The 23,180-nt window shown below is 71.9% G+C and carries 24 protein-coding genes; 16 read left to right on the top strand and 8 right to left on the bottom strand.

The features are described 5' to 3' along the window. The first annotated feature begins 471 nt into the window (after nucleotides 1-471). Nucleotides 472-1,410, top strand: a complete 939-nt coding sequence (locus tag D0D28_RS06725; RefSeq protein WP_162830999.1) for a hydroxymethylglutaryl-CoA lyase — start codon at nucleotides 472-474, stop codon at nucleotides 1,408-1,410. On the opposite strand, the gene D0D28_RS06720 is transcribed toward D0D28_RS06725, so the two are convergent. Together D0D28_RS06720 and D0D28_RS06715 are read right to left on the bottom strand one after the other, a co-directional pair. Continuing rightward, a complete protein-coding gene (locus D0D28_RS06720) occupies nucleotides 1,407-2,999 on the bottom strand; it encodes a long-chain-fatty-acid--CoA ligase (RefSeq protein WP_116110086.1) in 1,593 nt (530 codons plus the stop codon). The two genes, D0D28_RS06725 and D0D28_RS06720, sit on opposite strands and share 4 nt — an antisense overlap. Nucleotides 3,000-3,061: 62 nt before the next feature. Continuing rightward, nucleotides 3,062-3,691 carry a TetR/AcrR family transcriptional regulator gene (locus tag D0D28_RS06715; protein ID WP_240323115.1) on the bottom strand — a complete coding sequence of 210 codons (630 nt, stop codon included), beginning with the start codon at nucleotides 3,689-3,691 and terminating at the stop codon, nucleotides 3,062-3,064. 93 nt (nucleotides 3,692-3,784) lie between these two features. Between D0D28_RS06715 and D0D28_RS06710 the strand changes: the two genes are divergently transcribed. From D0D28_RS06710 to D0D28_RS06685, 6 genes are read left to right on the top strand one after another with little or no spacing between them, the layout of a single operon-like run. Further along, nucleotides 3,785-5,332 carry an acyl-CoA synthetase gene (locus D0D28_RS06710; RefSeq protein WP_094004851.1) on the top strand — a complete coding sequence of 516 codons (1,548 nt, stop codon included), beginning with the start codon at nucleotides 3,785-3,787 and terminating at the stop codon, nucleotides 5,330-5,332. Nucleotides 5,333-5,342: 10 nt separating this feature from the next. After that, on the top strand, nucleotides 5,343-6,476 hold the full coding sequence (locus tag D0D28_RS06705; RefSeq protein ID WP_116110084.1) for a thiolase family protein: 1,134 nt from the start codon (nucleotides 5,343-5,345) through the stop codon (nucleotides 6,474-6,476). Next, a complete protein-coding gene (locus D0D28_RS06700; protein ID WP_116110083.1) occupies nucleotides 6,473-7,645 on the top strand; it encodes an acyl-CoA dehydrogenase family protein in 1,173 nt (390 codons plus the stop codon). The genes D0D28_RS06705 and D0D28_RS06700 overlap by 4 nt, the downstream gene beginning before the upstream one ends. 13 nt (nucleotides 7,646-7,658) lie before the next feature. Then, complete coding sequence (locus D0D28_RS06695) at nucleotides 7,659-8,714, top strand: acyl-CoA dehydrogenase family protein (RefSeq protein WP_116110082.1); 1,056 nt, start codon at nucleotides 7,659-7,661, stop codon at nucleotides 8,712-8,714. After that, the gene (locus tag D0D28_RS06690) at nucleotides 8,711-9,493 is read left to right on the top strand and encodes an enoyl-CoA hydratase/isomerase family protein (protein WP_116110081.1); all 783 of its coding nucleotides are present in this window, start codon (nucleotides 8,711-8,713) and stop codon (nucleotides 9,491-9,493) included. The genes D0D28_RS06695 and D0D28_RS06690 overlap by 4 nt, the downstream gene beginning before the upstream one ends. Further along, the gene (locus D0D28_RS06685; protein WP_116110080.1) at nucleotides 9,478-10,356 is read left to right on the top strand and encodes an enoyl-CoA hydratase-related protein; all 879 of its coding nucleotides are present in this window, start codon (nucleotides 9,478-9,480) and stop codon (nucleotides 10,354-10,356) included. The genes D0D28_RS06690 and D0D28_RS06685 overlap by 16 nt, the downstream gene beginning before the upstream one ends. A 170-nt stretch (nucleotides 10,357-10,526) precedes the next feature. On the opposite strand, the gene D0D28_RS06680 is transcribed toward D0D28_RS06685, so the two are convergent. Then, nucleotides 10,527-11,222 (bottom strand): SDR family NAD(P)-dependent oxidoreductase, encoded by a 696-nt coding sequence (locus tag D0D28_RS06680; protein ID WP_240323114.1) that lies wholly within the window; start codon nucleotides 11,220-11,222, stop codon nucleotides 10,527-10,529. A gap of 118 nt (nucleotides 11,223-11,340) precedes the next feature. Here D0D28_RS06680 and D0D28_RS06675 point away from each other — a divergent pair, with 118 nt between their 5' ends. Genes D0D28_RS06675 through D0D28_RS06665 form a run of 3 tightly spaced genes read left to right on the top strand, consistent with a single transcriptional unit; the run spans nucleotide 11,341 to nucleotide 14,821 of the window. After that, nucleotides 11,341-12,594 (top strand): acyl-CoA dehydrogenase family protein, encoded by a 1,254-nt coding sequence (locus tag D0D28_RS06675; RefSeq protein ID WP_116110079.1) that lies wholly within the window; start codon nucleotides 11,341-11,343, stop codon nucleotides 12,592-12,594. Beyond that, on the top strand, nucleotides 12,591-13,886 hold the full coding sequence (locus D0D28_RS06670; protein ID WP_116110078.1) for a phosphotransferase family protein: 1,296 nt from the start codon (nucleotides 12,591-12,593) through the stop codon (nucleotides 13,884-13,886). The genes D0D28_RS06675 and D0D28_RS06670 overlap by 4 nt, the downstream gene beginning before the upstream one ends. Then, complete coding sequence (locus D0D28_RS06665; RefSeq protein WP_116110077.1) at nucleotides 13,883-14,821, top strand: SMP-30/gluconolactonase/LRE family protein; 939 nt, start codon at nucleotides 13,883-13,885, stop codon at nucleotides 14,819-14,821. The genes D0D28_RS06670 and D0D28_RS06665 overlap by 4 nt, the downstream gene beginning before the upstream one ends. Nucleotides 14,822-14,856: 35 nt before the next feature. On the opposite strand, the gene D0D28_RS35535 is transcribed toward D0D28_RS06665, so the two are convergent. The 4 genes from D0D28_RS35535 to D0D28_RS06655 form a co-directional block, all read right to left on the bottom strand. After that, nucleotides 14,857-15,015, bottom strand: a complete 159-nt coding sequence (locus D0D28_RS35535) for a hypothetical protein (protein ID WP_162830998.1) — start codon at nucleotides 15,013-15,015, stop codon at nucleotides 14,857-14,859. A gap of 76 nt (nucleotides 15,016-15,091) precedes the next feature. After that, on the bottom strand, nucleotides 15,092-15,772 hold the full coding sequence (locus D0D28_RS06660; protein ID WP_094004861.1) for a hypothetical protein: 681 nt from the start codon (nucleotides 15,770-15,772) through the stop codon (nucleotides 15,092-15,094). A 3-nt stretch (nucleotides 15,773-15,775) separates the two neighbouring features. After that, complete coding sequence (locus tag D0D28_RS35530) at nucleotides 15,776-15,934, bottom strand: hypothetical protein (RefSeq protein WP_162830990.1); 159 nt, start codon at nucleotides 15,932-15,934, stop codon at nucleotides 15,776-15,778. Nucleotides 15,935-15,980: 46 nt separating this feature from the next. After that, the gene (locus D0D28_RS06655; protein WP_094004862.1) at nucleotides 15,981-16,601 is read right to left on the bottom strand and encodes an L-threonylcarbamoyladenylate synthase; all 621 of its coding nucleotides are present in this window, start codon (nucleotides 16,599-16,601) and stop codon (nucleotides 15,981-15,983) included. Nucleotides 16,602-16,922: 321 nt separating this feature from the next. Between D0D28_RS06655 and D0D28_RS06650 the strand changes: the two genes are divergently transcribed. Continuing rightward, complete coding sequence (locus D0D28_RS06650; RefSeq protein WP_116110076.1) at nucleotides 16,923-17,630, top strand: SDR family oxidoreductase; 708 nt, start codon at nucleotides 16,923-16,925, stop codon at nucleotides 17,628-17,630. 1 nt (nucleotide 17,631) lies between these two features. Here the strand turns inward: D0D28_RS06650 and D0D28_RS06645 are convergent, their stop codons facing one another. After that, the gene (locus D0D28_RS06645; protein WP_233157184.1) at nucleotides 17,632-18,303 is read right to left on the bottom strand and encodes an IclR family transcriptional regulator; all 672 of its coding nucleotides are present in this window, start codon (nucleotides 18,301-18,303) and stop codon (nucleotides 17,632-17,634) included. A gap of 112 nt (nucleotides 18,304-18,415) precedes the next feature. Between D0D28_RS06645 and D0D28_RS06640 the strand changes: the two genes are divergently transcribed. Genes D0D28_RS06640 through D0D28_RS06620 form a run of 5 tightly spaced genes read left to right on the top strand, consistent with a single transcriptional unit; the run spans nucleotide 18,416 to nucleotide 23,149 of the window. Next, on the top strand, nucleotides 18,416-18,823 hold the full coding sequence (locus tag D0D28_RS06640) for a nuclear transport factor 2 family protein (protein WP_094004864.1): 408 nt from the start codon (nucleotides 18,416-18,418) through the stop codon (nucleotides 18,821-18,823). Then, nucleotides 18,820-19,626 carry an SDR family NAD(P)-dependent oxidoreductase gene (locus tag D0D28_RS06635; RefSeq protein ID WP_205413195.1) on the top strand — a complete coding sequence of 269 codons (807 nt, stop codon included), beginning with the start codon at nucleotides 18,820-18,822 and terminating at the stop codon, nucleotides 19,624-19,626. The genes D0D28_RS06640 and D0D28_RS06635 overlap by 4 nt, the downstream gene beginning before the upstream one ends. Next, a complete protein-coding gene (locus D0D28_RS06630) occupies nucleotides 19,619-20,395 on the top strand; it encodes an SDR family NAD(P)-dependent oxidoreductase (RefSeq protein WP_116110075.1) in 777 nt (258 codons plus the stop codon). Before D0D28_RS06635 ends, D0D28_RS06630 begins: the two co-directional genes overlap by 8 nt. Then, on the top strand, nucleotides 20,392-21,798 hold the full coding sequence (locus tag D0D28_RS06625; RefSeq protein WP_116110074.1) for an FAD-dependent oxidoreductase: 1,407 nt from the start codon (nucleotides 20,392-20,394) through the stop codon (nucleotides 21,796-21,798). Before D0D28_RS06630 ends, D0D28_RS06625 begins: the two co-directional genes overlap by 4 nt. Nucleotides 21,799-21,826: 28 nt before the next feature. Beyond that, nucleotides 21,827-23,149: an MFS transporter gene (locus D0D28_RS06620; protein WP_116110073.1), complete on the top strand. Its 1,323-nt coding sequence runs from the start codon at nucleotides 21,827-21,829 to the stop codon at nucleotides 23,147-23,149. Nucleotides 23,150-23,180: the final 31 nt, after the last annotated feature.

Below are 23,180 nucleotides of genomic sequence, written 5' to 3'. Positions count from 1 at the left end.
GTATTGGTCGCCGAGCAGCGGCGTCAAGGTACTCTTTCCCGCCTTGACGCCGCTGCTCGGCGACCAATACACACTCAACGAGAGGGGGCGGGGGAGGTGGCACCCAAGGTGACCGTCAGGCGCCGTAGGCGCCCTGGTTTTCCCGCCCGCAGGGCGGGCTCTTCGTCTGCCCCCAGCCACCTCTAAAGATCAAAAGATGTCCTCGCCGGACGGGCAGGCTCCGGGATGACGGGGAATGCAGGCACGTCACCTTGACGGGGTGGTCGCTGGGTGGTCATCCCGTCGCCTTCCGGTTTGTGCATATCACCTTGAGCCAGGGCCGCAAGGTTGGCATGCCAACTCACGACCCAGCCCGGGTTGCGGCCCTGGCTCAAGGTGATCGTCCGGTGTCAGGCTCCGGGATGACCACCCAGCTTCGCTGTGTGCGCTGCGCGGCTGGACGTCTGCGTTAGTCAGCGTTAACCTGTTCCTGTGGCGAGTGTGCGTGAGCTGGGGCTGCCCCAGCGGGAGGCGTCCCGGGGCGAGTTGCCCGCTCGGGTTGCGATCTGGGAGGTCGGGCCGCGGGACGGGCTGCAGAACGAGCAGACCGTGATCGGCCTGGACACCAAGCTCGAGTTCCTCGACCGGCTCGCCGCGGCGGGGCTGACGACCCTCGAGGCGACCAGTTTCGTCCACCCGAAGTGGGTCCCGCAGCTCGCCGACGCCGATGACCTGCTCGCGAAGCTCGACCGGCGCCCGGGCGTGAAGTACCCCGTCCTCGTCCCCAACGAGCGCGGCCTCGACCGGGCCCTGGCGCTGGGCGTGGAAGCGATCGCCATCTTCGGCAGCGCCACCGAGACCTTCGCGCGCAAGAACCTCAACCGCTCGTTCGACGAGCAGTTCGCCATGTTCGAGCCGGTCGTGCGGCGGGCCCGCCACGAAGGGCTCGAGGTGCGCGCCTACCTCTCCATGTGCTTCGGCGACCCGTGGGAGGGCGCCGTGCCCGTCGAGCAGGTCGCGGCCGCCGGGCGGCGGCTGCTCGACATGGGCTGCTTCCAGCTCTCCCTCGGGGACACGATCGGCGTCGCCACGCCGGGGCACGTCGAGGCGGTCCTCGGCGCGTTCGGCGACGTCTCCCAGCTCGCCGTGCACTTCCACGACACCTACGGCCAGGCGCTGTCCAACACGCTCGCCGCCCTGAGGGCCGGAGTGACCACAGTGGACTCCTCCGCGGGCGGCCTCGGCGGCTGCCCCTACGCGAAGGCCGCCACCGGCAACCTGGCCACCGAGGACCTGGTCTGGATGCTCGACGGCCTGGGCATCGAGCACGGCGTGGACCTGGACGCGCTCGTGCGGACGAGCGCCTGGATGGCACAGCGGCTCGGCCGCCCCAGCCCGTCCCGCGTCGTCAAGGCCCTGACCGGCGGCTAGGCCGATTCGATCGGCAGCTTGCCCGCCTCCCGGTCGGCCCGCAGCTGCGTCTTCAGCACCTTCCCGCTCGGGTTCCGCGGCAGGGCGGGCACCACCGCGATCCGGCGCGGCCGCTTGTACCGCGCCAACCGGTCGAGGCACCACTCCTCCAGCTCCGCGGCCGTGGGCGCGTCGCCAGGGGTGCGTGGCGCGATCACCGCCAGCGGCGTCTCGCCCCACCTGTCGTCCGGCACGCCGATCAACGCCACCTCGCCGATCTTCGGGTGCGCCGCCAGGACGTTCTCCACCTCGGCGCAGTAGATGTTCTCCCCACCGGAGATGATCATGTCCTTCTTGCGGTCCACCACGAAGTAGTAGCCGTCCTCGTCCTGCCGCACCAGGTCACCGGAGTGGAACCAGCCGCCGCGGAACGCCTCCGCCGTCTCGGCCGGCTTGTTCCAGTACTCCTTCATCACCATCGGGCTGCGGTAGACGATCTCCCCGACCTCGCCCCGCGGCACGTCGTTCATGTCGTCGTCGACCACGCGCACCTCGACGTTGAGCATCGGCTTGCCGACCGACCCGATCTTGCGGATCGAGTCCTCGCCGCGCAGCAGTGTGGTCACCGGGCTGCACTCGGTCTGCCCGAACGCCGTCGTCACCTCGGCCTGGGGGAACGTGTCGATCATCGTGCGCAGCAGGGTCGTCGACGCCGGCGCCGCGCCCCACGAGATCTTCGACAGCGCAGACAGATCGCGCTCGCGGATCCCGGACACGTTCACGATCGCCTGCCACTGCGCCGGCACCAGGAACACCGACGACACCCGCTCGCGCTCCATCAGGTCCACCACCGCGACCGGGTCGAACCGGCCGCTCGGCAGCAGCACCGTCCGGCCGCCGAGCAGCAGGTTCGGCAGCATCCCGGACAGCCCGGCGATGTGGAACAGCGGCGCGGCGGCCAGCCACACCTTGTCCTCCGGCCCGGTGCCCAGCGTCGCCATGTTGCTGAACGCGTGCATCAGCAGGTTGTAATGGGTGAGCACGGCGCCCTTCGGCCGTCCCGTGGTGCCCGAGGTGTACATGATGAACGCCGGGTCCTGCTCGTCCACCGTGATCTCGTCGAACTCCGGCGACGCCGCGGCCAGCGCCTCCGCGTAGTCCGCCATGCCCTCGAACGCGCCGCCGAACACCAGGCACGGGCCCCGGTCGCCGACCTGCTCGCGCGCCTTCGCCAGCGCCGGGGCGAGCGGAGCGTGCACCACGCTGGCCCGGGCCCCGCTGTCGGCGAGCACGTAGGCGATCTCGTCGGCCACGAGCCGGAAGTTCACCGGCACGCAGATCGCGCCCAGGCGCGTCGACGCGAAGTAGGTCTCCAGCACCTCCAGCGTGTTCAGGCCGAGCACGACCACCCGGTCGCCGTAGCCGACGCCCCGGTCGCGCAACGCGTTCGCCAGCCGGCTCACGCGCGTGTCGAACTGGCCGTAGGTGAGGGTGGTGCCCTCGAACGAGAAGGCGGGCTGGCCGCCCTGGGTGCGGGCGTGGCGGGCGAGCTGGTCGCCCATGGTCATCCCGCGCCCGAGCAGGCGGGGTACTTCGACAACTCCGGGCATCGGCAACCTCGGCGATCCGGCGGGTCAGGTACCGCGTTTCTACCGTGCCCGCGGCGAAACAGTCAACACTGACCGTCAGTGAAGAGCAGGCGGTGCGCCAGCGACTTCCACAGCGGGACGTGCGGATCGTTCGCCGGGTCCCGGTGGCGTTCGAAGGTGTAGGGCAGCGCCGCGCCCCGCATGCTCGTGAACAGCAGTTCGCGCAGCTCGGGGTAGTTCGGGTGGGCGCACACCGCCGGTCCCCAGATCCGGTCGCCGACCTCGCGGATCGCCTCCCGCAGCGCCCGCTCCTCCGGCCGCAGCGCCGCCGCGAGCGCCGGGTTGGTCCGCGCCGCCGTCCACAGCTCGACCGCGGCCCAGAACGGCGGCTCGTGGAAGGTCGTCCACAGCAGCTCGATGCACCGCTCGACCCGCCGCGGGCCCTCCGGCGCGTCGGCGAGCTGCTCGGCGACCCGCACCTCGGTCTGGGCGAGCCGGGTCGCCGTCAGGTGCTGGGAGGCCGCGACCAGCAGCTCGTCCCGGGACGGGAAGTGGTGCAGCAGGCGGCCACGGGACACGCCGGCCTTGGCCTGGATGGCCAATGTGGACGCGCCCGCGTAGCCCAGCTCGACCAGGCACGCCACGGCCGCGTCCAGGATCAACGTGCGCGTGCTCGTCGCGCGGTCCTGCCGGTTCCGGGTTTCGGTCACCACGCCGATCACCATAGCCGTTAACAGTCGGTGTTGACTGTTACGCCGGAACCTTGCACTCTCGCAGGGGAGTCCCACGGTTCGAGGAGGAGCCGCATGTACCCGGGTACCCACGCCGACGCCGATCCCGGCAAGCCCGCCGTGATCATGGCGGGTTCAGGCGAGCGGCTGACCTACGGCGAGCTCGACGAGCGGTCCACCCGCCTCGCCGACGCCCTGACCCGCGCCGGCCTCGGCCGTGGCGACACCGTCGCCCTGCTCAGCGACAACTCGGTGCGCGCCTACGAGGTCTACTGGGCCGCCCTGCGCTCCGGCCGCTACCTCGCCGCGGTGAACAGCCACCTGTCCCCGGGCGAGGTCGCCTACATCGTCACCGACTCCGGCGCGCGGGCCCTGGTCGTCTCCGCCGCACTGGGCCCGCTGGCCGCCGCGGTCGCCGAGCTGCTCCCGGACGTGCCGGTCAAGCTCGTCTACGGCGGCGCGGCCGACGGGTACGCGGACTTCGACGACTTCCTCGCCACCGGCTCGCCCGAGCGCCCGGCGGACCAGCCGGCCGGGGCGGACATGCTCTACTCGTCCGGCACCACGGGCCGCCCGAAGGGCATCAAGGTCGACCTGCCGGACCGCCAGGTGGACGAGCCGGGCGACGTGCTGACCCCGGTCCTGCAGCACATGTACGGCTTCGGCCCGGACACGGTCTACCTGTCCCCGGCGCCGGTCTACCACGCCGCGCCGCTGCGGTTCGGCGCGACCGCACAGCGCCTCGGCGGCACGGTGGTGATGATGGAACGCTTCGACGCCGAAGCCGCGCTGCGCGCCATCGAGACCCACCGCGTCACGCACAGCCAGTGGGTGCCGACGATGTTCGTCCGGATGCTCAAGCTGCCCGGCGAGGTGCGCGGCCGCTACGACCTGTCCAGCCACCGCGTCGCGGTGCACGCCGCCGCGCCGTGCCCGGTCGAGGTCAAGCGCGCGATGATCGACTGGTGGGGGCCGGTCCTCTACGAGTACTACGCCTCCACCGAGGGCGCCGGGATGACGTTCATCGACAGCGAGCAGTGGCTCGCCAAGCCCGGCTCGGTGGGCCGCGCGGTGGTCGGCGTCGCCCACATCTGCGACGACGCGGGCGAGCTGCTGCCGCCCGGGGAGATCGGCACCGTCTACTTCGAACGCGACGAGGTCCCGTTCACCTACCACGGTGACCCGGACAAGACCCGCGAGGCGCAGCACCCCGAGCACGAAACCTGGACGACCACCGGCGACGTCGGCTACCTCGACGAGGACGGCTTCCTCCACCTGACCGACCGCAAGGCGTTCATGATCATCTCCGGCGGGGTGAACATCTACCCGCAGGAGGTCGAGGACGCGCTCGCGCTGCACCCCGCGGTGTTCGACGTCGGGGTGATCGGCGTGCCGGACGAGGAGATGGGCGAGGCGGTCAAGGCGTTCGTCCAGCCCGCGCCCGGCGCCACGCCCGGTCCGGAGCTGGCGGCCGAGCTGCTGGCCTACGTCCGCGAGCGGATCGCCCACTACAAGGCGCCGCGCAGCGTGGACTTCGTGGACGAACTGCCCCGCACGCCGACGGGCAAGTTGGTGAAGCGGCGGCTCAAGGAGAAGTACGTGGCTCCGGCCGCGGCCGAGTGAAGGAGGAGCCGTGCGAGACGCGGTGATCGTGGAAGCGGTGCGCACCCCCGTGGGCAAGCGCGAGGGCGGCCTGTCCGGCGTGCACCCGGTGGACCTGTCGGCACACGTGCTGCGTGGTCTGGCGGAGCGGTCCGGGCTCGATCCGGCCGAGATCGACGACGTGGTGTGGGGGTGCGTGAGCCAGGCCGGTGAGCAGACCGGCGACATCGGCCGCAACGCCGTGCTCGCCGCGGGCTGGCCGGAGAGCGTGACCGGCGTGACCGTGGACCGGCAGTGCGGGTCGTCCCAGCAGAGCGTGCACTTCGCCGCCGCCGGGCTGATCGCCGGGCACTACGACGTGGTGGTGGCAGGCGGTGTCGAATCGATGAGCCGGGTGCCGATGGGCTTCTCCGCGCAGGGCAGGAACCCGCTGGGCGAGCAGGTCCTCGCCCGGTACGGCGGGGTGCGGCCCAACCAGGGCATCGGCGCGGAGATGATCGTCGAGCGGTGGGGGTTCAGCCGCACCCAGGTCGACGAGTTCTCCCTCGCCTCGCACGAGAAGGCCGCCGCCGCGCAGGACGCGGGCGCCTTCGACGCGGTGCTGCTGCCGATCGCGGACGTCACCGCCGACGAGGGCGTGCGCCGCGGCGGTTCGCTGGAGAAGCTGGCCGGGCTCAAGCCCGCGTTCCGCGAGGACGGCGTCATCACGGCGGGCAACAGCTCGCAGATCAGCGACGGCGCCGCCGCCCTGCTGATGACGACCAGTGAGAAGGCGGCCCAGCTCGGCCTGCGGCCGATCGCACGCGTGCACACCGCGGTGCTCGCGGGCGACGATCCGGTGATCATGCTGACCGCGCCCATCCCGGCGACGAAGAAGGCCTTGCAGCGCAGTGGCTTGTCGATTTCCGACATCGGCGTGTTCGAGGTCAACGAGGCGTTCGCGCCGGTGCCGATGGCGTGGCTGGCCGAGACCGGCGCCGATGCCAAGTCCCTCAACCCGCACGGCGGCGCGATCGCCCTCGGCCACCCGCTCGGCGCGAGCGGCGCGCGCATCATGACCACGCTCGTGCACCACATGCGTGCCGCCGGCATCCGCTACGGCCTGCAGACCATGTGCGAGGGCGGCGGCCAGGCCAACGCCACCATCCTGGAGCTGGTCGCATGAGCGAGTTCCGCGAGAAGGTCCGGGCGTGGCTCGCCGAGAACGTCCCCGGCGACGAGGAACTGGCGACCGCCAAGCGGTTCCAGGCCGCGCTCTACGACGCGGGGCTGGCCGGGATCACCTGGCCGGCGGAGTTCGGCGGTCAGGGCCTCACCGCGGCCGAACAGCAGGTCTTCGACCAGGAGTCGGCCCGCTACGACCTGCCCAACTCGGTGTTCCGGATCGGCATGGGCATGTGCGGGCCGACGATCCTCGACCTGGGCACACCCGAGCAGAAGGCGCGCTACATCCCGCCGCTGCTGCGTGGTGACGAGATCTGGTGCCAGCTGTTCTCCGAGCCGGGCGCCGGGTCCGACGTCGCGAGCCTGCAGACCCGTGCGGTCCGCGACGGGGACGAGTGGGTGATCAACGGGCAGAAGGTGTGGACGACGGTCGCGCACCTGGCCGACTTCGGTGCGTTGCTCGCCCGCACCGACCCGGACGTGCCCAAGCACCAGGGCCTGACGATGTTCCTCATCGACATGCACGACCCGGCCGTGACGGTGCGGCCGCTCAAGGACATGACCGGGCGCGCGCCGTTCAACGAGGTGTACTTCGAGAACCTGCGTCTGCCCGCGGACGCGGTGCTCGGCCAGGTCGGGCAGGGCTGGCTCGCCGCGGTGACCATGCTCGGTCACGAGCGCGTGTCGATCGGCGGGTTCGTCCGCAAGCGGCACGACCCGCTGGCCCACGCGAACCTCGCCGAGACCGCGCGCCGGTACGGGCGCGACGCCGATCCCGTGGTGCGAGCCGAACTCGCGAAGCTGTACGCGGCGGAGCGGGCGCTGGCGCTGTTCAACACGCGGCTGCGGCAGGAGGCCGAGGCCGGGTCCCCGCCGGGCGCGCGCGGGTCGGTGGCCAAGCTCGCCGGTGCACAGCTGCAACAGCAGGCCGTCGCGGTCGCCGGGCTGATCGCCGGGCCGCGGGCCACGGCGTGGGAGCCGGGCGACGCGGCCGGGGACGAACTGGCGCTGGCGATCAACCAGACGCCGTCGTCGAGCATCGCCGGTGGCACCGACCAGATCCAGCGCACCATCATCGGGGACCGCATCCTCGGCCTGCCCCGCGAACCCGTCGTCGACCGCGACGTGCCCTTCCGCGAGCTGCGGGTGGGCACGCAGCGACCCGCCTGAAAGGAGAGGGATCGTGCAGCTGGTGCTCGACACCGAACAACAGCAACTGCGGTCGACGGTGCGCAAACTGCTCGCCGACCACAGCGACGTCCGGTCCGTGGTGGACGGTGACGAGACCTACGACGCCGTGTTGTGGCGGCACCTGGCCGAGCTGGGCCTGACCGGGCTGGTCGTGCCCGAGGACCAGGGCGGCGCGGGCGCCGGGCACGTCGAACGGTGCGTGGTGCTGGAGGAACTGGGCCGCGCGCTCGCGCCGGTGCCGTTCTTCGCCTCCGCGGTGCTCGCGGCCGACGCGCTGGTGGCGCTGGGGGACACCGAGGTCCTGCCCGCGCTGGCGGTCGGGGAGAAGATCGGCGCGCTGGCCGTGTCCGAGTCCTGGGGCCCGGCGCCGGTGACCGCGACCGAGCGGGACGGCGGCTGGGTGCTCGACGGGCACGCGCCGTTCGTGATCTCCGGTGACGTGGCCGACGTCTTCGTGGTGTACTCGGCCGACGGCTGGTTCGTCGCTGAGGACGCGCGGCGCACGCCATTGACCACTTTGGACCCCACGCGCGGGCAGGCGAAACTGGACTTCGCGGGCACCCCGGCGCGGAGAGTCGACACCGCGGATCCGGCCGCGGTGCTGGAGAAGGTGCGTGACCTCGCGTCCGTGGCGCTGGCCGCGGAGCAGGTCGGCGGCATCGCGAAGGTGCTGGAGACCACCGTGGAGTACGCCAAGGTGCGGGTGCAGTTCGGCCGCGCCATCGGCTCCTACCAGGCGGTCAAGCACGCCTGCGCGGACCTCTACAGCACGAGTGAACGCGCGGAATCCCTGCTGCGGCACGCCGCGTGGACCGCCGACCACGACCCGGACGCGCTGCCGCTGGCCGCGGCCACCACGCAGGTGTTCACCGGGCCCGCCTACTTCGCGGCGGCGGCGTCCGGGCTCCAGCTGCACGGCGGCATCGGCTACACCTGGGAGCACGACGCGCACCTCTGCTACAAGCGGGCCAAGAGCAGCGAGCTGTTGTTCGGCGGCCACGACGAGCAGCTGGCCCGGCTCGCGCGGCGGCTGGACGGTGTTTCGTGACGGACCAGCCGGTGCTGCTCGACCGGGCGGGCGCGGTGCTGACCGTGACCCTGAACCGGCCGCACCGCAAGAACGCGATCGACCAGGCGATGTGGGACGGGCTGTACGACGCGTTCCACCGGGCCGAGCGGGACGACGACGTGCGGGTAGTCGTGGTCACCGGCGCGGGTGGTGACTTCTGCGCGGGCGCCGACCTGTCCGCGGACCGCAAGGACCACCCGTTGACCCGGATGCACCGGGTCAACGACGTCGCGCTGGCGCTGAACGAGATCTCGAAGCCGACGATCGCGAAGGTAGACGGCGTCGCGGTCGGGGCGGGCTGGAACCTCGCGCTGGGGTGTGATCTGGTGGTGGCCACCGAGCGGGCGCGGTTCAGCCAGATCTTCGCCCGCCGCGGGCTGTCGCTCGACTTCGGTGGCTCGTGGCTGCTGCCCCGGCTCGTCGGGTTGCAGCAGGCGAAACGGCTCGCGTTGCGGGCCGAGATGATCGGCGTGGCCGAGGCGCACGACCTCGGCCTGGTCACCTGGATCCAGCCGGACGGCGAGCTCGATTCCTTTGTGGACGGCCTGGCGGCGGAGCTGGCCGAGGCGCCGCCGATCGCGCTGGCGCTGAGCAAACGGCTGCTCGAAGAGGGCGCGAGCCGGACGCTGCGCGAAGCCCTGGAGGGCGAGGCACGAGCGCAGACGGTGAACTTCGCGACCGAGGACGCGCCGGCCGCGTTCGAGGCGTTCCTCAGCAAGACCGAAGCGGTGTACACGGGACGATGGGCGGTGCGGTGAGTTACGACGAGATCATCTACGAGGTCTCCGACGGGATCGCCACGATCACGTTGAACCGGCCGGTGCGGCTCAACGCGTTCACGCTGGAGATGGCACACGAGCTGGTCGCGGCGTTCGACGAGGCCGACGCGGACGACTCGGTGCGCGTGGTGGTGGTCACCGGCGCCGGGCGCGGGTTCTGCGCGGGCGCGGACCTGGAGCGGGGCGCGGGCACGTTCAACAAGGACGCGATCGGCGACGTCGAGGGGTTCGGCGAGATCGACGGTGTGCCGCGGGACGCCGGTGGCGCGGTGGCGCTGCGGATCGCGGCGTGCAAGAAGGTCGTCATCGGTGCGTTCAACGGGCCCGCGGTGGGTGTCGGCGTGACGATGTCGCTGTCGATGGACATCCGGATCGCCAGCGAGAACGCCAGGTTCGGGTTCGTGTTCGCGCGACGCGGGATCCTGCTGGAGGCCGCGTCGTCGTGGTTCCTGCCGCGGGTCGTCGGCATCTCGCAGGCGATGGAGTGGGTGGCGACCGGGCGGGTGTTCGACGCGGCCGAGGCGCGCGCCGGCGGGCTGGTCTCGCGGGTCGTGCCGCCGGACGAGCTGATCCCGGCGGCGATGTCGATCGCCCGGGAGGTCGCGGACAACACGTCGGCGGTGTCGGTCGCGGTGTCGCGGCAGCTGCTGTGGGGCATGCTCGGCTCACCCACGCCGTGGGACGCCCACCGCGCGGACTCCCGCGCGCTGCTGCAGCTCGGCGCCGGCAAGGACGCGATGGAAGGCGTGATGGCGTTCCTGGAAAAACGCGCGCCGACCTTCCCGGGCCGCGTGTCCACGGACTACCCCTCCGGTGTGCCACCCTTCCCCGGGACCCCGTGAGCCCGCCCCGCGAGTCCCACGTTCCCGCGCGCGAGTTCCACGTTCCCGCGCGCGAGTTCCACGTTCCCGCGCGTGAGTTCCACGTTCGCGGCGGTGTCGTGCTGCGGCCGAATGTGGAACTCGCGGCCCTGAATGTGGGACTCGCGGTCCTGAGTGTGGGACTCGCGGGGTCAGAAGCTGAGGTAGCCGCCGTCGACGGTGATCGTGTCGGCGGTGTGGAAGGCGCTGGCCGGGCTGGCCAGGTACACGGCGAGCGCGCCGAAGTCGTCCGGCCTGCCCCAGCGCCCGACCGGCATCCGCGGCAGCACCCGGCGCTGGAACCCTTCCGAGTCCAGCGCCGGGGCCGCCAGCGGCGTGTGCACCCAGCCGGGCAGGATCGCGTTGGCGCGGATGCCGTGCCGGGCCAGCTCGACCGCGATCGACTTGATCATCGCGGTCAGCCCGGCCTTGCTCGCCGCGTACGCCTGCCCGCGCGGCTGGCCCTGCACCGCCGCCACGCTGGAGGTGCCGACCAGGCTGCCGCCGGTGCCCTGCGCCAGCATCACCCGCGCCGCCGCCCGCAGGGTCAGGAACGCGCCGTCCAGGTCCACCCGGGTGACGCGGCGGAACTCCGCCAGCGACGTCTCGGTGAACCGGCTGCCCGCGCCGCCCACCCCGGCGTTGACGAAGCAGGAATCCAGGCGCCCCAGCGCTTCCACGCTGCGCGCCATCGCGGACTCGACTTCGTCCTCGTCGCCCACGTCGCAGCGAACGGCGAGCACCGTCGTGCCGTGCCGGGACAGCTGGGCGACGGCCGTGTCGTTGCGTTCGGGGTTGGTGCCCCAGATGGCGACGTCGGCGCCGGCGGCGGCGAGCGCGCCGGCCATCGCGAGGCCGATCCCGGAATTGCCGCCGGTGACGACGGACGCGTGCCGGTGAGGTCGAACGGGTTGGTCATCCGCGGATAGTGCCCCACGTTTCTCCCGCCACGCAAGGAGTTGCCTGATGGACTTCGAGTTGCCCGGGGCGCTGCGGCAGCTGCTCACCGACCTCGACCGGTTCCTCGCGGACGAGATCTGGCCCCTGCAACGCCAGGACGACAACGAACGCTTCTTCGACCACCGCCGCGAGTACGCCCGCACCGATTTCGAAGCCGGCGGCACGCCCCGCCCGGAGTGGGAGGAGCTGCTGCGGGAGATGTTCCGGCGCGCCGACCGGGCGGGCTGGCTGCGGTACGGGCTGCCGAAGTCGGTCGGCGGCGGCGACGGCAGCAACCTCGACATGGCGGTGATCCGCGAGCACCTCGCGGCGAAGGGGCTCGGTCTGCACAACGACCTGCAGAACGAATCCTCGGTGGTGGGCAACTTCCCGTTCGTGCACATGTTCCTCGCCGCCGGCACGCCGGAGCAGCAGAGCGAGTTCGTCGAGGACATGATCACCGGCCGCAAACGGGTCGCGTTCGGACTGACCGAACCGGACCACGGCAGCGACGCGACCTGGCTGGAGACCACCGCGGTGTGCGACGGCGACGACTGGATCCTCAACGGCGCCAAGCGGTTCAACTCCGGCCTGCACTCCGCCACCCACGACGTCATCTTCGCCCGCACCTCCGGCGCGGGCGGCGATCCACGCGGCATCACCGCGTTCATCGTGCCCACCGGCACGCCCGGGTTCTCCGTGGACTTCCACTGGTGGACGTTCAACATGCCGACCGACCACGCCGAGGTGACGCTGACCGACGTCCGGGTGCCGTCGACGGCGGTGTTCGGCGAGGTCGGCCGCCTGCTGGCGCTGGCGCAGCACTTCGTGCACGAGAACCGCATCCGGCAGGCCGCCTCCGGGGTCGGGGCCGCGCAGTACTGCATCGACCGCAGCGTGGACTACGCGCGGGAACGCCGCACGTTCGGCCGCCCGCTGGCCGAGCGGCAGGCGATCCAGTGGCCGCTGGTCGAGCTGCAGACCGAGGCCGAGCTGGTGCGCACGCTCGTGCGCAAGACCGCGTGGGAACTCGACCGCACCGACCACCTGCTGATCAGCGACAAGGTGTCGATGTGCAACTACCGCGCCAACCGGCTGGTGTGCGAAGCCGCCGACCGCGCCATGCAGGTGCACGGCGGGCTCGGCTACACCCGGCACACCCCGTTCGAGCACATCTACCGGCACCACCGCCGCTACCGGATCACCGAGGGCGCCGAGGAGATCCAGATGCGCAAGATCGCCGGGTACCTGTTCGGGTTCGCGGGGCCGGGCAGGCGATGACCGGGCTGGCGGAGGCGCTGGGGCGGCGGCTGGGCGCGAAGATCACCGGGCTGCGGCGGCTCAGCGGTGGCGCGAGCCGGGAGACCTGGGCGTTCACGGCCGAGCCCGGCGGGCGGCTGGTGCTGCGGCGAGACCCGCCGGGGGAGTGCCGTCCGGAGGAGATGGCGCAGGAGGCCGCGTTGTTCCGGGCCGCGCGCGAGGCCGGTGTCCCGGTGCCGCGGCTGGTGGACCACGGCGCGGACGTGCTGGGCTCGCCGTACCTGATCACCGAGCACGTCGACGGCGAGACGATTCCCCGGCGGCTGCTGCGGGAACCGGAGCTCGCGGACGTGCGGCCGAAGCTCGCCGCCGAGCTGGGCCGGGTGGCGGCGCGGATCCACGCGATGCCCGCCGTGCCCGGACTGTCCGAGGTGGATCCGCTGAACTCGCTGGTGGAGCTGTACGACTCGCTCGGCCAGCCGTTGCCGTCGCTGGAAATCGGGCTGCGGTGGCTGCGAGAACATCGGCCGGAACCGGCGGGGGACACCGTCGTGCACGGCGACTTCCGCAACGGCAACCTGATCGTGGGCCCGGACGGGCTCGCCGCCGTGCTGGACTGGGAGCTGGCGCACCGCGGCGACCCGCTGGAGGACCTGGGCTGGTTGTGCGTCAAGGCGTGGCGGTTCGGCTCGCCGCTGCCCGTGGGCGGGTTCGGCAGCCGGGAGGAGCTGCTGGACGGCTACGCCGAGGTGGCCGGGTTCCGGCCCGATCCGGCGGCGGTGCGCTGGTGGGAGGTGTTCGGGACGGTCCGGTGGGCGGTGTTGTGCCTGCGGCAGGCCGACCGGCACCTGAGCGGGCGCATCCGGTCGGTCGAGCTGGCGGCGGTCGGGCGGCGGGTGTGCGAGCAGGAGCACGACCTGCTGACCGCGCTCGGGGTGCCCGCCGTTCCGGTCGACGCGGTGCCGGATCCGGTGCCCGATCTGCACGGCCGGCCGAGCGCGGCCGAGCTGGTCGAAGCGGTGGGGGAGTTCCTGCGCGCCGAGGTCATGCCGGGCACCGAGGGGCGGTTGTCGTTCCAGGCCCGGGTGGCGGCGAACGTGCTGGGCATCGTCTCGCGGGAGTTGCGTTGCGGTGCCGGGCAGGAGCGGCGGCACGGGGAACGGCTGGCGGCGCTGGGGTTCTCGTCGCGCGCGGAGCTGGCGCGGGCGTTGCGGTCGGGTGCCGTGGCGGTGGCGGAGGTCGTCGCGGCGGTGCGGGCCGACGTGACCGACCGGGTGCTGGTGGCGAATCCGAAGTACCTGGAGCAGGAGTGAGGGAGATCGCGAGCGGGCTGCGGTTCCCGGAGGGGCCGGTCGCGCTGGACGACGGTTCGGTGCTGGTGGTGGAGATCGAGCGCGGCACGGTGTCGCGGGTGTGGCCGGACGGGTCGGTGACCGTGGTGGCGGACTGCGGCGGCGGGCCGAACGGCGCGGCGATCGGCCCGGACGGGGCGGTCTACGTCTGCAACAACGGCGGGTTCGCCTGGCACCACCGCGGCGGGGTGACGCTGCCCGGGGACCAGCCGCCGGACTACCGGGGCGGGTGCGTCCAGCGGGTGTCGTGGGACGGCGCGGTGACGGAGCTGTACACGTCGGTGGACGGGCGGTCGTTGCGCGGGCCCAACGACCTGGTGTTCGACGCGCACGGCGGGTTCTACTTCACCGACCTGGGCAAACACCGGCCGCGGGAGAGCGATCGCGGTGGGTTGTACTACGCGCGGGCGGACGGTTCGCGGGTCGCGGAGATCGCCTACGGGTTCACCGGGCTGAACGGGGTGGGCCTGTCCCCGGACGGTTCGCGGGTGTACGCGGCGGAGACGGTGACCGGGCGGGTGTGGTTCTGGAACGTGGACGGGCCGGGCCGGATTTCGCGCCCGCCGGGTGGGGTGCACGGCCCCGCGGGGGCGGCGTTGCTGCACGGTTTCGGCGGCTACCAGATGCTCGACTCGCTCGCGGTGGATTCGGCGGGCAACGTCTGCGTGGCGACGCTCATGACGGGCGGGATCAGCGTGCTCAGCCCGGCGGGGGAGCTACTGGAGGTGGTGCGGCCGCCGGAGCCGGACCGGTTCGTGACGAACATCTGCTTCGGCGGCCCCGGCCTGCGGACGGCGTACATCACGTCGTCGGGTGCCGGCAAGCTCTACGCGACGGAGTGGCCGCGCCCCGGCCTGCGGCTGAACTACGCGGATGCCGCGCCGACAGGCAGCTGACGGGCGGAAATTCACCCGGACGGGGCTCCGCGGGCTCAGGTGCCCTTCGTCAGCTTGTCCAGCTGCGTTTGCAGCAGCGCCACCTCCGCGAGGGTGCGTGAGCCACTCGCCCGGTCGTGCCGGGCCACCCGCTCGGGTTGCGGCTCAACTATGCGGGGGCACGGGCCGCGGTGACGGCCCGGGACGGTGCGCAAGTCACCTTCCGGGGTGGTCGTTTCCGGGCACCGGCGCGAGGCGGCCGTTCCGGAGCCAACCGCCCGGCCCGCGGGCTCAGCTGCCCTTCGTCAGCTTGTCCAGCTGCGTTTGCAGCTCGTCCAGCCGCGCGTGCAGCAGCGCCACCTCCGCCGACAGCAGCGGCACCAGCTCCGGCCCGCCGGTCGTGGCGCCCGTGGTGAACGCCACCGCCCGGTCGTCCCGGTGCACGGGCACCCCGGCCAGGCGGCTGAAGTGCTCCAGCGTCAGCGGTGGCCGGTTGCCCGCGCACGTCGAGCACACCGGCAGCAGCTTGCGCCACCCCACGACCCCGGTGCCGGTCGCCACGAACACCTGCGCCGGCCACCCGCACGCGCACAACCCGGCGTGCACGGCCGTCACCGTCTGCTTCGAGTACCGCACGCCCCGCTCGTACAGGAAGTACCGCCCCGCGGCGTCCACCTCCAGCAGCACGCTCTGCTGGTACTGCGGATCGCACGCCAGGGCGCGGGCGTCGGCGAGTTCGTGGAAGCAGTAGAACCCGCAGTCGCACAGGCGGGACGGGCTCTGGTGGCGGCTGCTCTGCGCGCACTTCGCCTCGGCGGTCACGCGGTAGGCGTGCGTGCGGCCGAGCGACACCCCGGTGAACCCGGCTTCGGTGCCGTCGGCGGAGAGCATCGGGTACGCGAGCTTGTAACCGCGCAGCGGGACGTCGCGCCGTTCCTGGGGCGTGCGGCGCAACGACAGCCAGCCCGCCATGGCTCAGCGGTCGGCGGTGACGGGGGCGGGGCGCTCCGGTTGGGGGGTTTCGGCGGTCTCGCGTGGTTCCTCGACCGGGGTGACCTCTTCGGCCGTGGATTCCTCGACGACGCCGACGGCAAGTTTCCGGCCCAGTCTCATCGCAGCCTCCTCGCGGATCACGGATGCGTTTTTCCAGCGTGACCCGTCGGCGCGGCGATGTCCAGAGCTATTCGAAACGCGCGGTGTCCCCGGCACCCGTTCGGACGATCTCCGGCTCCCCGCCGGAGAAGTCGATCACCGTCGTGGGCTCGGTGCCGCAGTCGCCGGAGTCGACCACCGCGTCGACCACGTGGTCCAGCTCGTCCTTGATCTCCCAGCCCTGGGTGAGCGGCTCCTCGTGGCTGGGCAGCAGCAGCGTGCTCGACACCAGCGGCTCGCCCAGCTCGGCGAGCAGCGCCTGCGCGACGACGTGGTCCGGGATCCGCACGCCGACCGTCTTCTTCTTCGGGTGCAGCAGCCGCCGCGGCACCTCCTTGGTGGCCGGCAGGATGAACGTGTAGCTGCCCGGGGTGGCGGCCTTGATCGCGCGGAAGATGGTGTTGTCGACGTGCACGAACTGGCCGAGCTGGGCGAAGTCGCGGCAGACCAGGGTGAAGTGGTGCCGGTCGTCGAGGTGCCGGATGGCGCGGATGCGGTCCAGGCCGTCCCGGTTGCCGAGCTGGCAGCCCAGGGCGTAGGCGGAGTCGGTCGGGTAGACGATCAGGCCGTCGCGCCGCAGCAGGTCGACGATCTGACCGATCGACCGGCGCTGGGGGTTGTCCGGGTGCACGTCGAAGTACTTCGCCATTCCCCGAGCTTAGGGTCCGGCCGGCCGGCCCCGCCCACGGCCCGTCAGTTGCCGGTGAACGACCAGAGGGTGTCGTACGACTCGAGGCCCGGGTCCCGTTGACCGCTGCGGCACAGCGTACGGATCAGCCGACGGACGCTCGGCACTCGGGACCGTCGAGGAGATCCGCCGCAATCCGCACGGCAGCGGAACCTGGGCCAAGTGCACGCGGAACTGGGCTTGCGCAGCCAGGACCCCGCGCTGTGCGGAACGGTGGGTGCACCACACCCTGGTTGCGGCGCGCGGTTCCGCGGAGAGTGGCCGGTGAGGAAAGGAGAACCCATGTCGGGCAAGATCGTTGTCATCACCGGCGCGAGCAGCGGGATCGGCCGGGCGACCGCGGAAGTGCTGGCCGAGGCCGGTCACCGGGTCGTGCTGGGCGCGCGCCGGGTCGAGCGGCTGGCGGAGCTGTCGGCGAAGATCGGTGATGCGTCGTACCGCCGGCTGGACGTCACGGACTCCGCGGACGTGCAGTCCTTTGTGGACTGGGTGGTGGCCGGGCACGGCCGCGTCGACGTGATCGTGAACAACGCCGGCGTCATGCCGTTGTCCGCGCTGGAGCGGCTGAAGCTCGGCGAGTGGAACCGGATGATCGACGTGAACCTCCGCGGCGTGCTGCACGGGATCGCGGCGGGCCTGCCGGTGATGCAGCGCCAGGGTGGCGGGCACTTCGTGAACGTGGCGTCGATCGGGGCGCACGAGGTGGTCCCGACGGCCGCGGTCTACTGCGCGACGAAGTACGCGGTGTGGGCGCTGTCGGAGGGGTTGCGCCAGGAGACCGGCCCGGACATCCGGGTCACCACCATTTCGCCGGGCGTGACGGAATCGGAGCTGGCGGACACCATCACCGACGCGGACGCGGCGGAAGGCATGCGCACCTACCGCGCGAACACGATCCCGGCCACGGCGATCGCCCGCGCCATCGCGTACGCGATCGAGCAGCCGGCGCAGGTGGACGTGAACGAGATCATCGTCCGGCCCGCCGCGTAGTTCACCGCAGCAGGGAACCGAGTCGCTGGGCCGCCTCCACCACCGTGCGGCCCAGCGATTCCTCGTCGGGGGCCGAAAAGAGCGACAGGCCGATGCTGACCTCCCGCCCGGGCACCATCGCCGAAATCCCGATCACCGACGGCGCGATTTCCCCGTAGGACACCGCGAAACCCCGCTCGCGGGCCAGCGACACCTCCTCCCGCTCGCCCGGCACCGGCGGCGCCGCGGCCAGCAGCGCCAGGCCCGCCGAGCCGCGGTCGATCGGGTCCACCTGGCCGGGCCGGAAGCTCACGTGCATCCGCGCCTGCCGCGGCTCCACGATCATCAGCATCCGCACCTCGTCGGCGTTCTCGCGCACCACCAGGTGCGCCGTGGCCTGCGTGAGGTCGGTCAGCTCCTCCAGCACGGGCCGCGCGAGCGTGCGCAGGTCCTGTTCCACCGGCTCGGCCAGCCGCACCAGGCCCGCGCCGAGCGAGATCCGCTTGAACCGGTCCCGCCGGCACAACCGGTGCGCCTCCAGCGTCCGCACGAGACGGTGCGCCACCGTCCGGTGCACGCCGACCCCCTCCGCGATCTCCGTCAGCGTCATCCCCTGCGGGTGCGCGACGAGCAGTTCCAGGATCTGCAGCCCGTTGTGCAGCGTTTTCGACATCCCCGAGTCGACTTCGGACACGCGGGCACCCCCTTGACGACGAACCGGACCGCGACCTACTGTTTCCGTAGTCGCACGCTGCGTGCGATAATAGCACGCAGATCGCAGCGTGCAAGCCCCGGAGGAGGTCAACGTGGACGCGGACACGCTCGCGCTCGTGCACCAGCTGTACGGCGCGCAGAGCCACCACATCGACGAGGGCCGTGCCCACGAGTGGGCGGAGACCTTCACCCCGGACGGCGAGTTCTGCTCACCGAGCTACCCGGCGCCCGTCACCGGGACGGCGGCGCTGACGAAGTTCGCCGAGGACTTCGCCGGGCAGGACGGCGTCACGCGGCACGTCCTCACCAACCTGCACGTCACGCCCGCGGACGACGGCCTTGTCGTGCGCGCCTACCTGCAGATCGTGCGCACCCTGCCGGACAGCCCGCCCGAACTCCTGCGCCAGACCACGATCACCGACCACCTGGTCCGCCACGCGGGCACCTGGCGCATCCGCCACCGCACGGTGCGCCGCGACGACCTGAAGGAGAACCGATGAGCGACACACGCGCCCAGCACGAGCCGATGACGGCCGTCTACCCGGAATTCGCGGGCAAGGTCGCGGTCGTCACCGGCGCCGCCCGCGGCATGGGCGCGCGCTTCACCGCCGCACTCGCCGCGCGCGGGGTGCACGTCGTCGCCGCCGACATCAACGAAGAGCAGATGCTGGCGACCGCGAAGGAACTCACCGCGGAACTCGCGAACAGCGACAAGCCGGGCCAGATCGTCGGCGCCCGCCTCGACGTGACCAAGCCCGCGGACCACGAAACCGTGGCACAGCTGGCGCTGGAGCGGTTCGGGCGCCTCGACTTCTGGGTCAACAACGCCGGCATCTTCCCGTTCGCGCCGGCCGAAGACATCACGCCGGAACAGATCACCGCGACCCTGTCGGTCAACGTCGAAGGCGTCCTCTACGGCGCGCAGACCGCCGCGCGGCACCTGGAACCGGGCGGCGCGATCGTGAACATGTCGTCGGTGTCGGCCGTCCGCGTCCGCCGTGGCCGCGCCGCCTACTGCACCTCGAAGGCCGCCGTCGCGCACCTCACGGAGTCGCTCGCCGTCGAGTTCGGCGACCGCGGCATCCGGGTCAACGCGATCGCCCCCGGCTACATCGACACCGAGATGACCCGCTGGGTCAAGGAGGACCCGGAGGCGCTGCGGCACGCGCTGGACGTCGTGCCGCTGCACCGGCTCGGCTCGCCGGAGGAGGTGGTCGGCCCGCTGCTGTTCCTGCTCTCCGACAGCGCCCGGTACGTCACCGGGCACAGCATCGCCGTCGACGGCGGGTCGCGGCATGTCTGAATACCCGGACACGGTGCTGATCACCGGCGCCGCCGCCGGTATGGGCGCCGGCCACGCCCGCGCGCTCGCCGAACACGGCACGCACGTCTGCCTCGCCGACATCGCCGACGCGACCCCGGTGGCCGAGGAGATCGCCGAGGACGGCGGCTCGGTCTCGGTGCACGAACTGGACGTCACCGACCCCGCCGCGTGGGCGCGCGTGGTCGAGGAGATCAAAGCGGCCCGCGGCCGCCTCACCGGCCTGGTCAACAACGCCGGCATCTCGCGTCGCCTGGAGTTCCTCGACACCACCGACGAGATCTGGGACCGGGTGCTGCGCGTCAACCTGTCCGGCCCGTTCTACGGCATGAAGGCCGTCGCCGGGCTGATGCGTGACTCCGGCGGCGGGTCGATCGTCAACATCTCCTCGATCTCCGGCCAGATCGGCTACTTCTCGCCCGCGTACAGCTCCAGCAAGTGGGGGCTGACCGGACTGTCCAAATCGGCCGCCGGAAACTTCGCCAAGTGGGGGATCCGGGTCAACTCCGTCCACCCCGGACTCGTCGAGACCGCGCTGCTGGCCGGGTCCGGCAGCTTCGTCACCTCGGCCGTGGCGAGCATCCCGGCCGGGCGCATGGCGACACCCGCGGAGATCACCGAGGCGGTGCTGTTCCTGCTGTCGAGCAGGTCCAGCTACATGACCGGCAGCGAGGTCACCGTGGACGGCGGTCTGGTGTCCAACGGCCTCTACCACCGCATCATCGCCGAGACCGGAGGGGATTTCGCGTGACCGACGAATGGGACGTCGTGGTCGTCGGCGGTGGCGGCGCCGGGCTCGCCGCGGCCGTCTCCGCCGCCGAGCGGGGCGCTTCGGTGCTGCTGTTCGAATCCGAAACCGACCTCGGCGGCTCGACCCAGCTCTCCGCCGGCATGTTCACCGCCGCCGGCACGAGCGTGCAGGCCGCGCTGGGCGTCGAGGACTCCGCCGAGCGGTTCTTCCAGCACTACATGGACCTCAACGCCTGGCAGCTCAACCCCGGGCTGATCGAGGCCTTCTGCCGCCACTCGGGCCCGACGCTGGAGTGGCTGATCGGCCTGGGCGTGGAGATCCCGGCGAAGGTGTCCGGCGACGCGCACACCCCGGGCCTGTGCCGGGCCGGGGTCGAGGACGTGTGGCGCGGGCATGTGCCCAAGGACCAGGGCTACGGCGTGGTGCAGGTGCTCGCCAAGGCCGCGCGCGCCCGGGGCGTCGAGGTCGTCCTCAACACCCGCGTCGAGCGGCTGATCGAGACCGGCGGCCGGGTCCGCGGCGTCGTCGCCGACGGCATCGAGGTGCGGGCGACCGCCGTGGTGGTCGCCAGCGGCGGGTTCGCCCGGGACCCCGGCCTGCTGGCCCGTTACTACCCGGCGGCGCTGCGGGCGGGCGAGGACCTGTTCGTCGTCGCCGCCGACGGCAGCCGTGGCGACCACCTGCGCTTCGGCGAGCAGGTCGGTGCCGGGGTCACCGGCGCGGGCTGGGGCCTGATGCTGCCCACCGCGTACTTCCAGCGGCTGCACCACTGGCAGTCCGGGTTCCCGCCCAAGTCGCGGATCCACGTCGACGCGGCCGGCCGCCGGTTCATGGACGAGGACGCCTCCTACGCGGTGTCCGGCGGCATCCTCGATGCCCACGGCGGCACCGCGTGGGTGATCTTCGACGAACGCGCCCGCCGCGGCCTGCCGCCCGGGTACGCGCACTGGGACGCCGGCCACGTGCTGGCCGAGGCCGAGGCCGGGCGCACGCTGCGTGCGGGCAGCCTCGAGGAGCTGGCCGGCAAGGCCGGGATCCCCGCGGACGCCCTGGTCGCCACCGTGCGCCGGTGGAACGAGCAGCTGCCGTCCGGTCACGACCCGGAGTTCCTGCGGCACCGCACGCTCGCCGCCAAGGGCGCGACCGGCCACCCGGACCCCATCGGCGAACCCCCGTTCTACGCGGCGCGCCTGCTGCCCGCGGAGCTGGTGTGCACGCACGCCGGGCTGGAGATCGACGCCCTTGGGGCGGTGCGCGACGAACGCGGCGAGGTCATCGCGGGCCTGTTCGCCGCGGGCGAGGCCGGGGCCGGCGTGCTCGGGCCGCGCTACGTCGGTGGCGGCAACGCGGTCGCCAACGCCCTGACCATGGGCCGCCTGGCCGGCGTCAACGCCGCGGCCTGACTTCGCGCGACACTCAACGAGGAGAGACATGAGCGAAACCACCGCCGCCGGGGATCCCGGCAGCCGCACGATCCGCAAGGTGAGCAAGAGAGTGCTGCCGCTGGTCGCGCTGCTCTACGTGTTCAACTACATGGACCGGTCCAACATCAGCTACGCCCAGCTGGGCATGCAGCACGAGCTGCTGATCACCACGGCCGTGTTCGGCACCGCGTCGGCGATCTTCTTCCTCGCCTACGTCGTGTTCGAGATCCCCAGCAACATGATCATGAAGAAGATCGGCGCGCGGATCTGGCTCGCCCGCATCGCGATCAGCTGGGGCATCGTCACCGCCGTCACCGGGTTCGTGCAGAACATCCCGCAGCTCTACCTCGCGCGGATCGTCCTCGGCATCGCCGAGGCCGGCCTCTACCCGGGCCTGCTGCTCTACCTGACGCTGTGGTTCCGGCCGAAGGAACGCGGCCGCGCCATCGCGACCCTGGCGATCGCGCAGCCGATCGCGATGATCCTCGGCAGCCTCACCGGCGGCCTGATCCTCGACCACGTCCACTGGTTCGGCATGTCCGGCTGGCGCTGGGTGTTCATCCTGCAGGGCCTGCCCGCGGTGCTGGTCGGCCTGATCGTGCTCGCGTACCTGCCGAACAAGCCCAGCCAGGCGCGGTTCCTCTCCCGCGCGGAGAGCGAATGGCTGGAAGCCGAGATCAACAAGGACTACGCGCCGGAACAGCAGGAGACCTTCCTCGGCCAGCTGCGGGTGATGAAGGACCGCAAGGTGCTGTACCTGGCGTTCGCGAACCTGTTCGCCGCGTGCGGCCTGTACGGGTTCACCTTCTTCCTGCCGCAGATCGTCAAGCAGATGGACCCGTCGTACTCGGCGACCAACATCGGGTTCCTCGGCGTGATCCCGTGGATCGTCGGCGCCATCGGGATGCTGCTGGTGGCGCGCAACTCCGACCGCACCGGCGAACGGCGCGGGCACGTGGTGGCGATGATGCTGCTGGCCGCGATCGGCCTGTTCGGCACGATCCAGTTCCGGCACACCCCGGTGGCGGCGCTGATCTGCCTGTCGCTGGTCGCGATCGGCGTGCTCGGCTACCTCGCGCCGTACTGGGCGCTGGCCTCGCGCGTGCTGTCGAAGGAGCACACCGCGGTCGGGCTGGCCGCGATCAACTCGATCGCCGCGCTGGGCGGGTTCTTCGGGCCGTACGTGATCGGCAAGAACGCCACGGCCGACGACGTGTCGGTGGGCCTGTACTTCCCGATCGGCTGCCTGGTCCTCTGCGCGGTGATGCTGTCCTTCCTCAAGGTGACCAGGGAACGACGTGTCGCAGCTGCCGCCCATGAGGTAGTTTAGATATTAACTACTTCTTCCGGCGATAGGGTTG

Source organism: Amycolatopsis ruanii, assembly GCF_003385175.1.
In the GTDB taxonomy this organism is placed as follows: domain Bacteria; phylum Actinomycetota; class Actinomycetes; order Mycobacteriales; family Pseudonocardiaceae; genus Amycolatopsis_E; species Amycolatopsis_E thermalba.
Note: the sequence above shows the minus strand (reverse complement) of the source record. Positions and strands in the feature narration are given on the sequence as shown.

What these genes read in the sequence shown, in the direction of transcription:
- D0D28_RS06675 (WP_116110079.1), top strand. Translation starts at nt 11,341, where the DNA reads ATGGACTTCGAGTTGCCCGGGGCGCTGCGGCAGCTGCTCACCGACCTC.
- D0D28_RS06655 (WP_094004862.1), bottom strand. Translation starts at nt 16,601, where the DNA reads ATGGCGAAGTACTTCGACGTGCACCCGGACAACCCCCAGCGCCGGTCG.
- D0D28_RS06710 (WP_094004851.1), top strand. Translation starts at nt 3,785, where the DNA reads ATGTACCCGGGTACCCACGCCGACGCCGATCCCGGCAAGCCCGCCGTG.
- D0D28_RS06635 (WP_205413195.1), top strand. Translation starts at nt 18,820, where the DNA reads ATGAGCGACACACGCGCCCAGCACGAGCCGATGACGGCCGTCTACCCG.
- D0D28_RS06700 (WP_116110083.1), top strand. Translation starts at nt 6,473, where the DNA reads ATGAGCGAGTTCCGCGAGAAGGTCCGGGCGTGGCTCGCCGAGAACGTC.
- D0D28_RS06670 (WP_116110078.1), top strand. Translation starts at nt 12,591, where the DNA reads ATGACCGGGCTGGCGGAGGCGCTGGGGCGGCGGCTGGGCGCGAAGATC.
- D0D28_RS06620 (WP_116110073.1), top strand. Translation starts at nt 21,827, where the DNA reads ATGAGCGAAACCACCGCCGCCGGGGATCCCGGCAGCCGCACGATCCGC.
- D0D28_RS06650 (WP_116110076.1), top strand. Translation starts at nt 16,923, where the DNA reads ATGTCGGGCAAGATCGTTGTCATCACCGGCGCGAGCAGCGGGATCGGC.
- D0D28_RS06720 (WP_116110086.1), bottom strand. Translation starts at nt 2,999, where the DNA reads ATGCCCGGAGTTGTCGAAGTACCCCGCCTGCTCGGGCGCGGGATGACC.
- D0D28_RS06660 (WP_094004861.1), bottom strand. Translation starts at nt 15,772, where the DNA reads ATGGCGGGCTGGCTGTCGTTGCGCCGCACGCCCCAGGAACGGCGCGAC.
- D0D28_RS06630 (WP_116110075.1), top strand. Translation starts at nt 19,619, where the DNA reads ATGTCTGAATACCCGGACACGGTGCTGATCACCGGCGCCGCCGCCGGT.
- D0D28_RS06685 (WP_116110080.1), top strand. Translation starts at nt 9,478, where the DNA reads ATGGGCGGTGCGGTGAGTTACGACGAGATCATCTACGAGGTCTCCGAC.
- D0D28_RS06680 (WP_240323114.1), bottom strand. Translation starts at nt 11,222, where the DNA reads ATGGCCGGCGCGCTCGCCGCCGCCGGCGCCGACGTCGCCATCTGGGGC.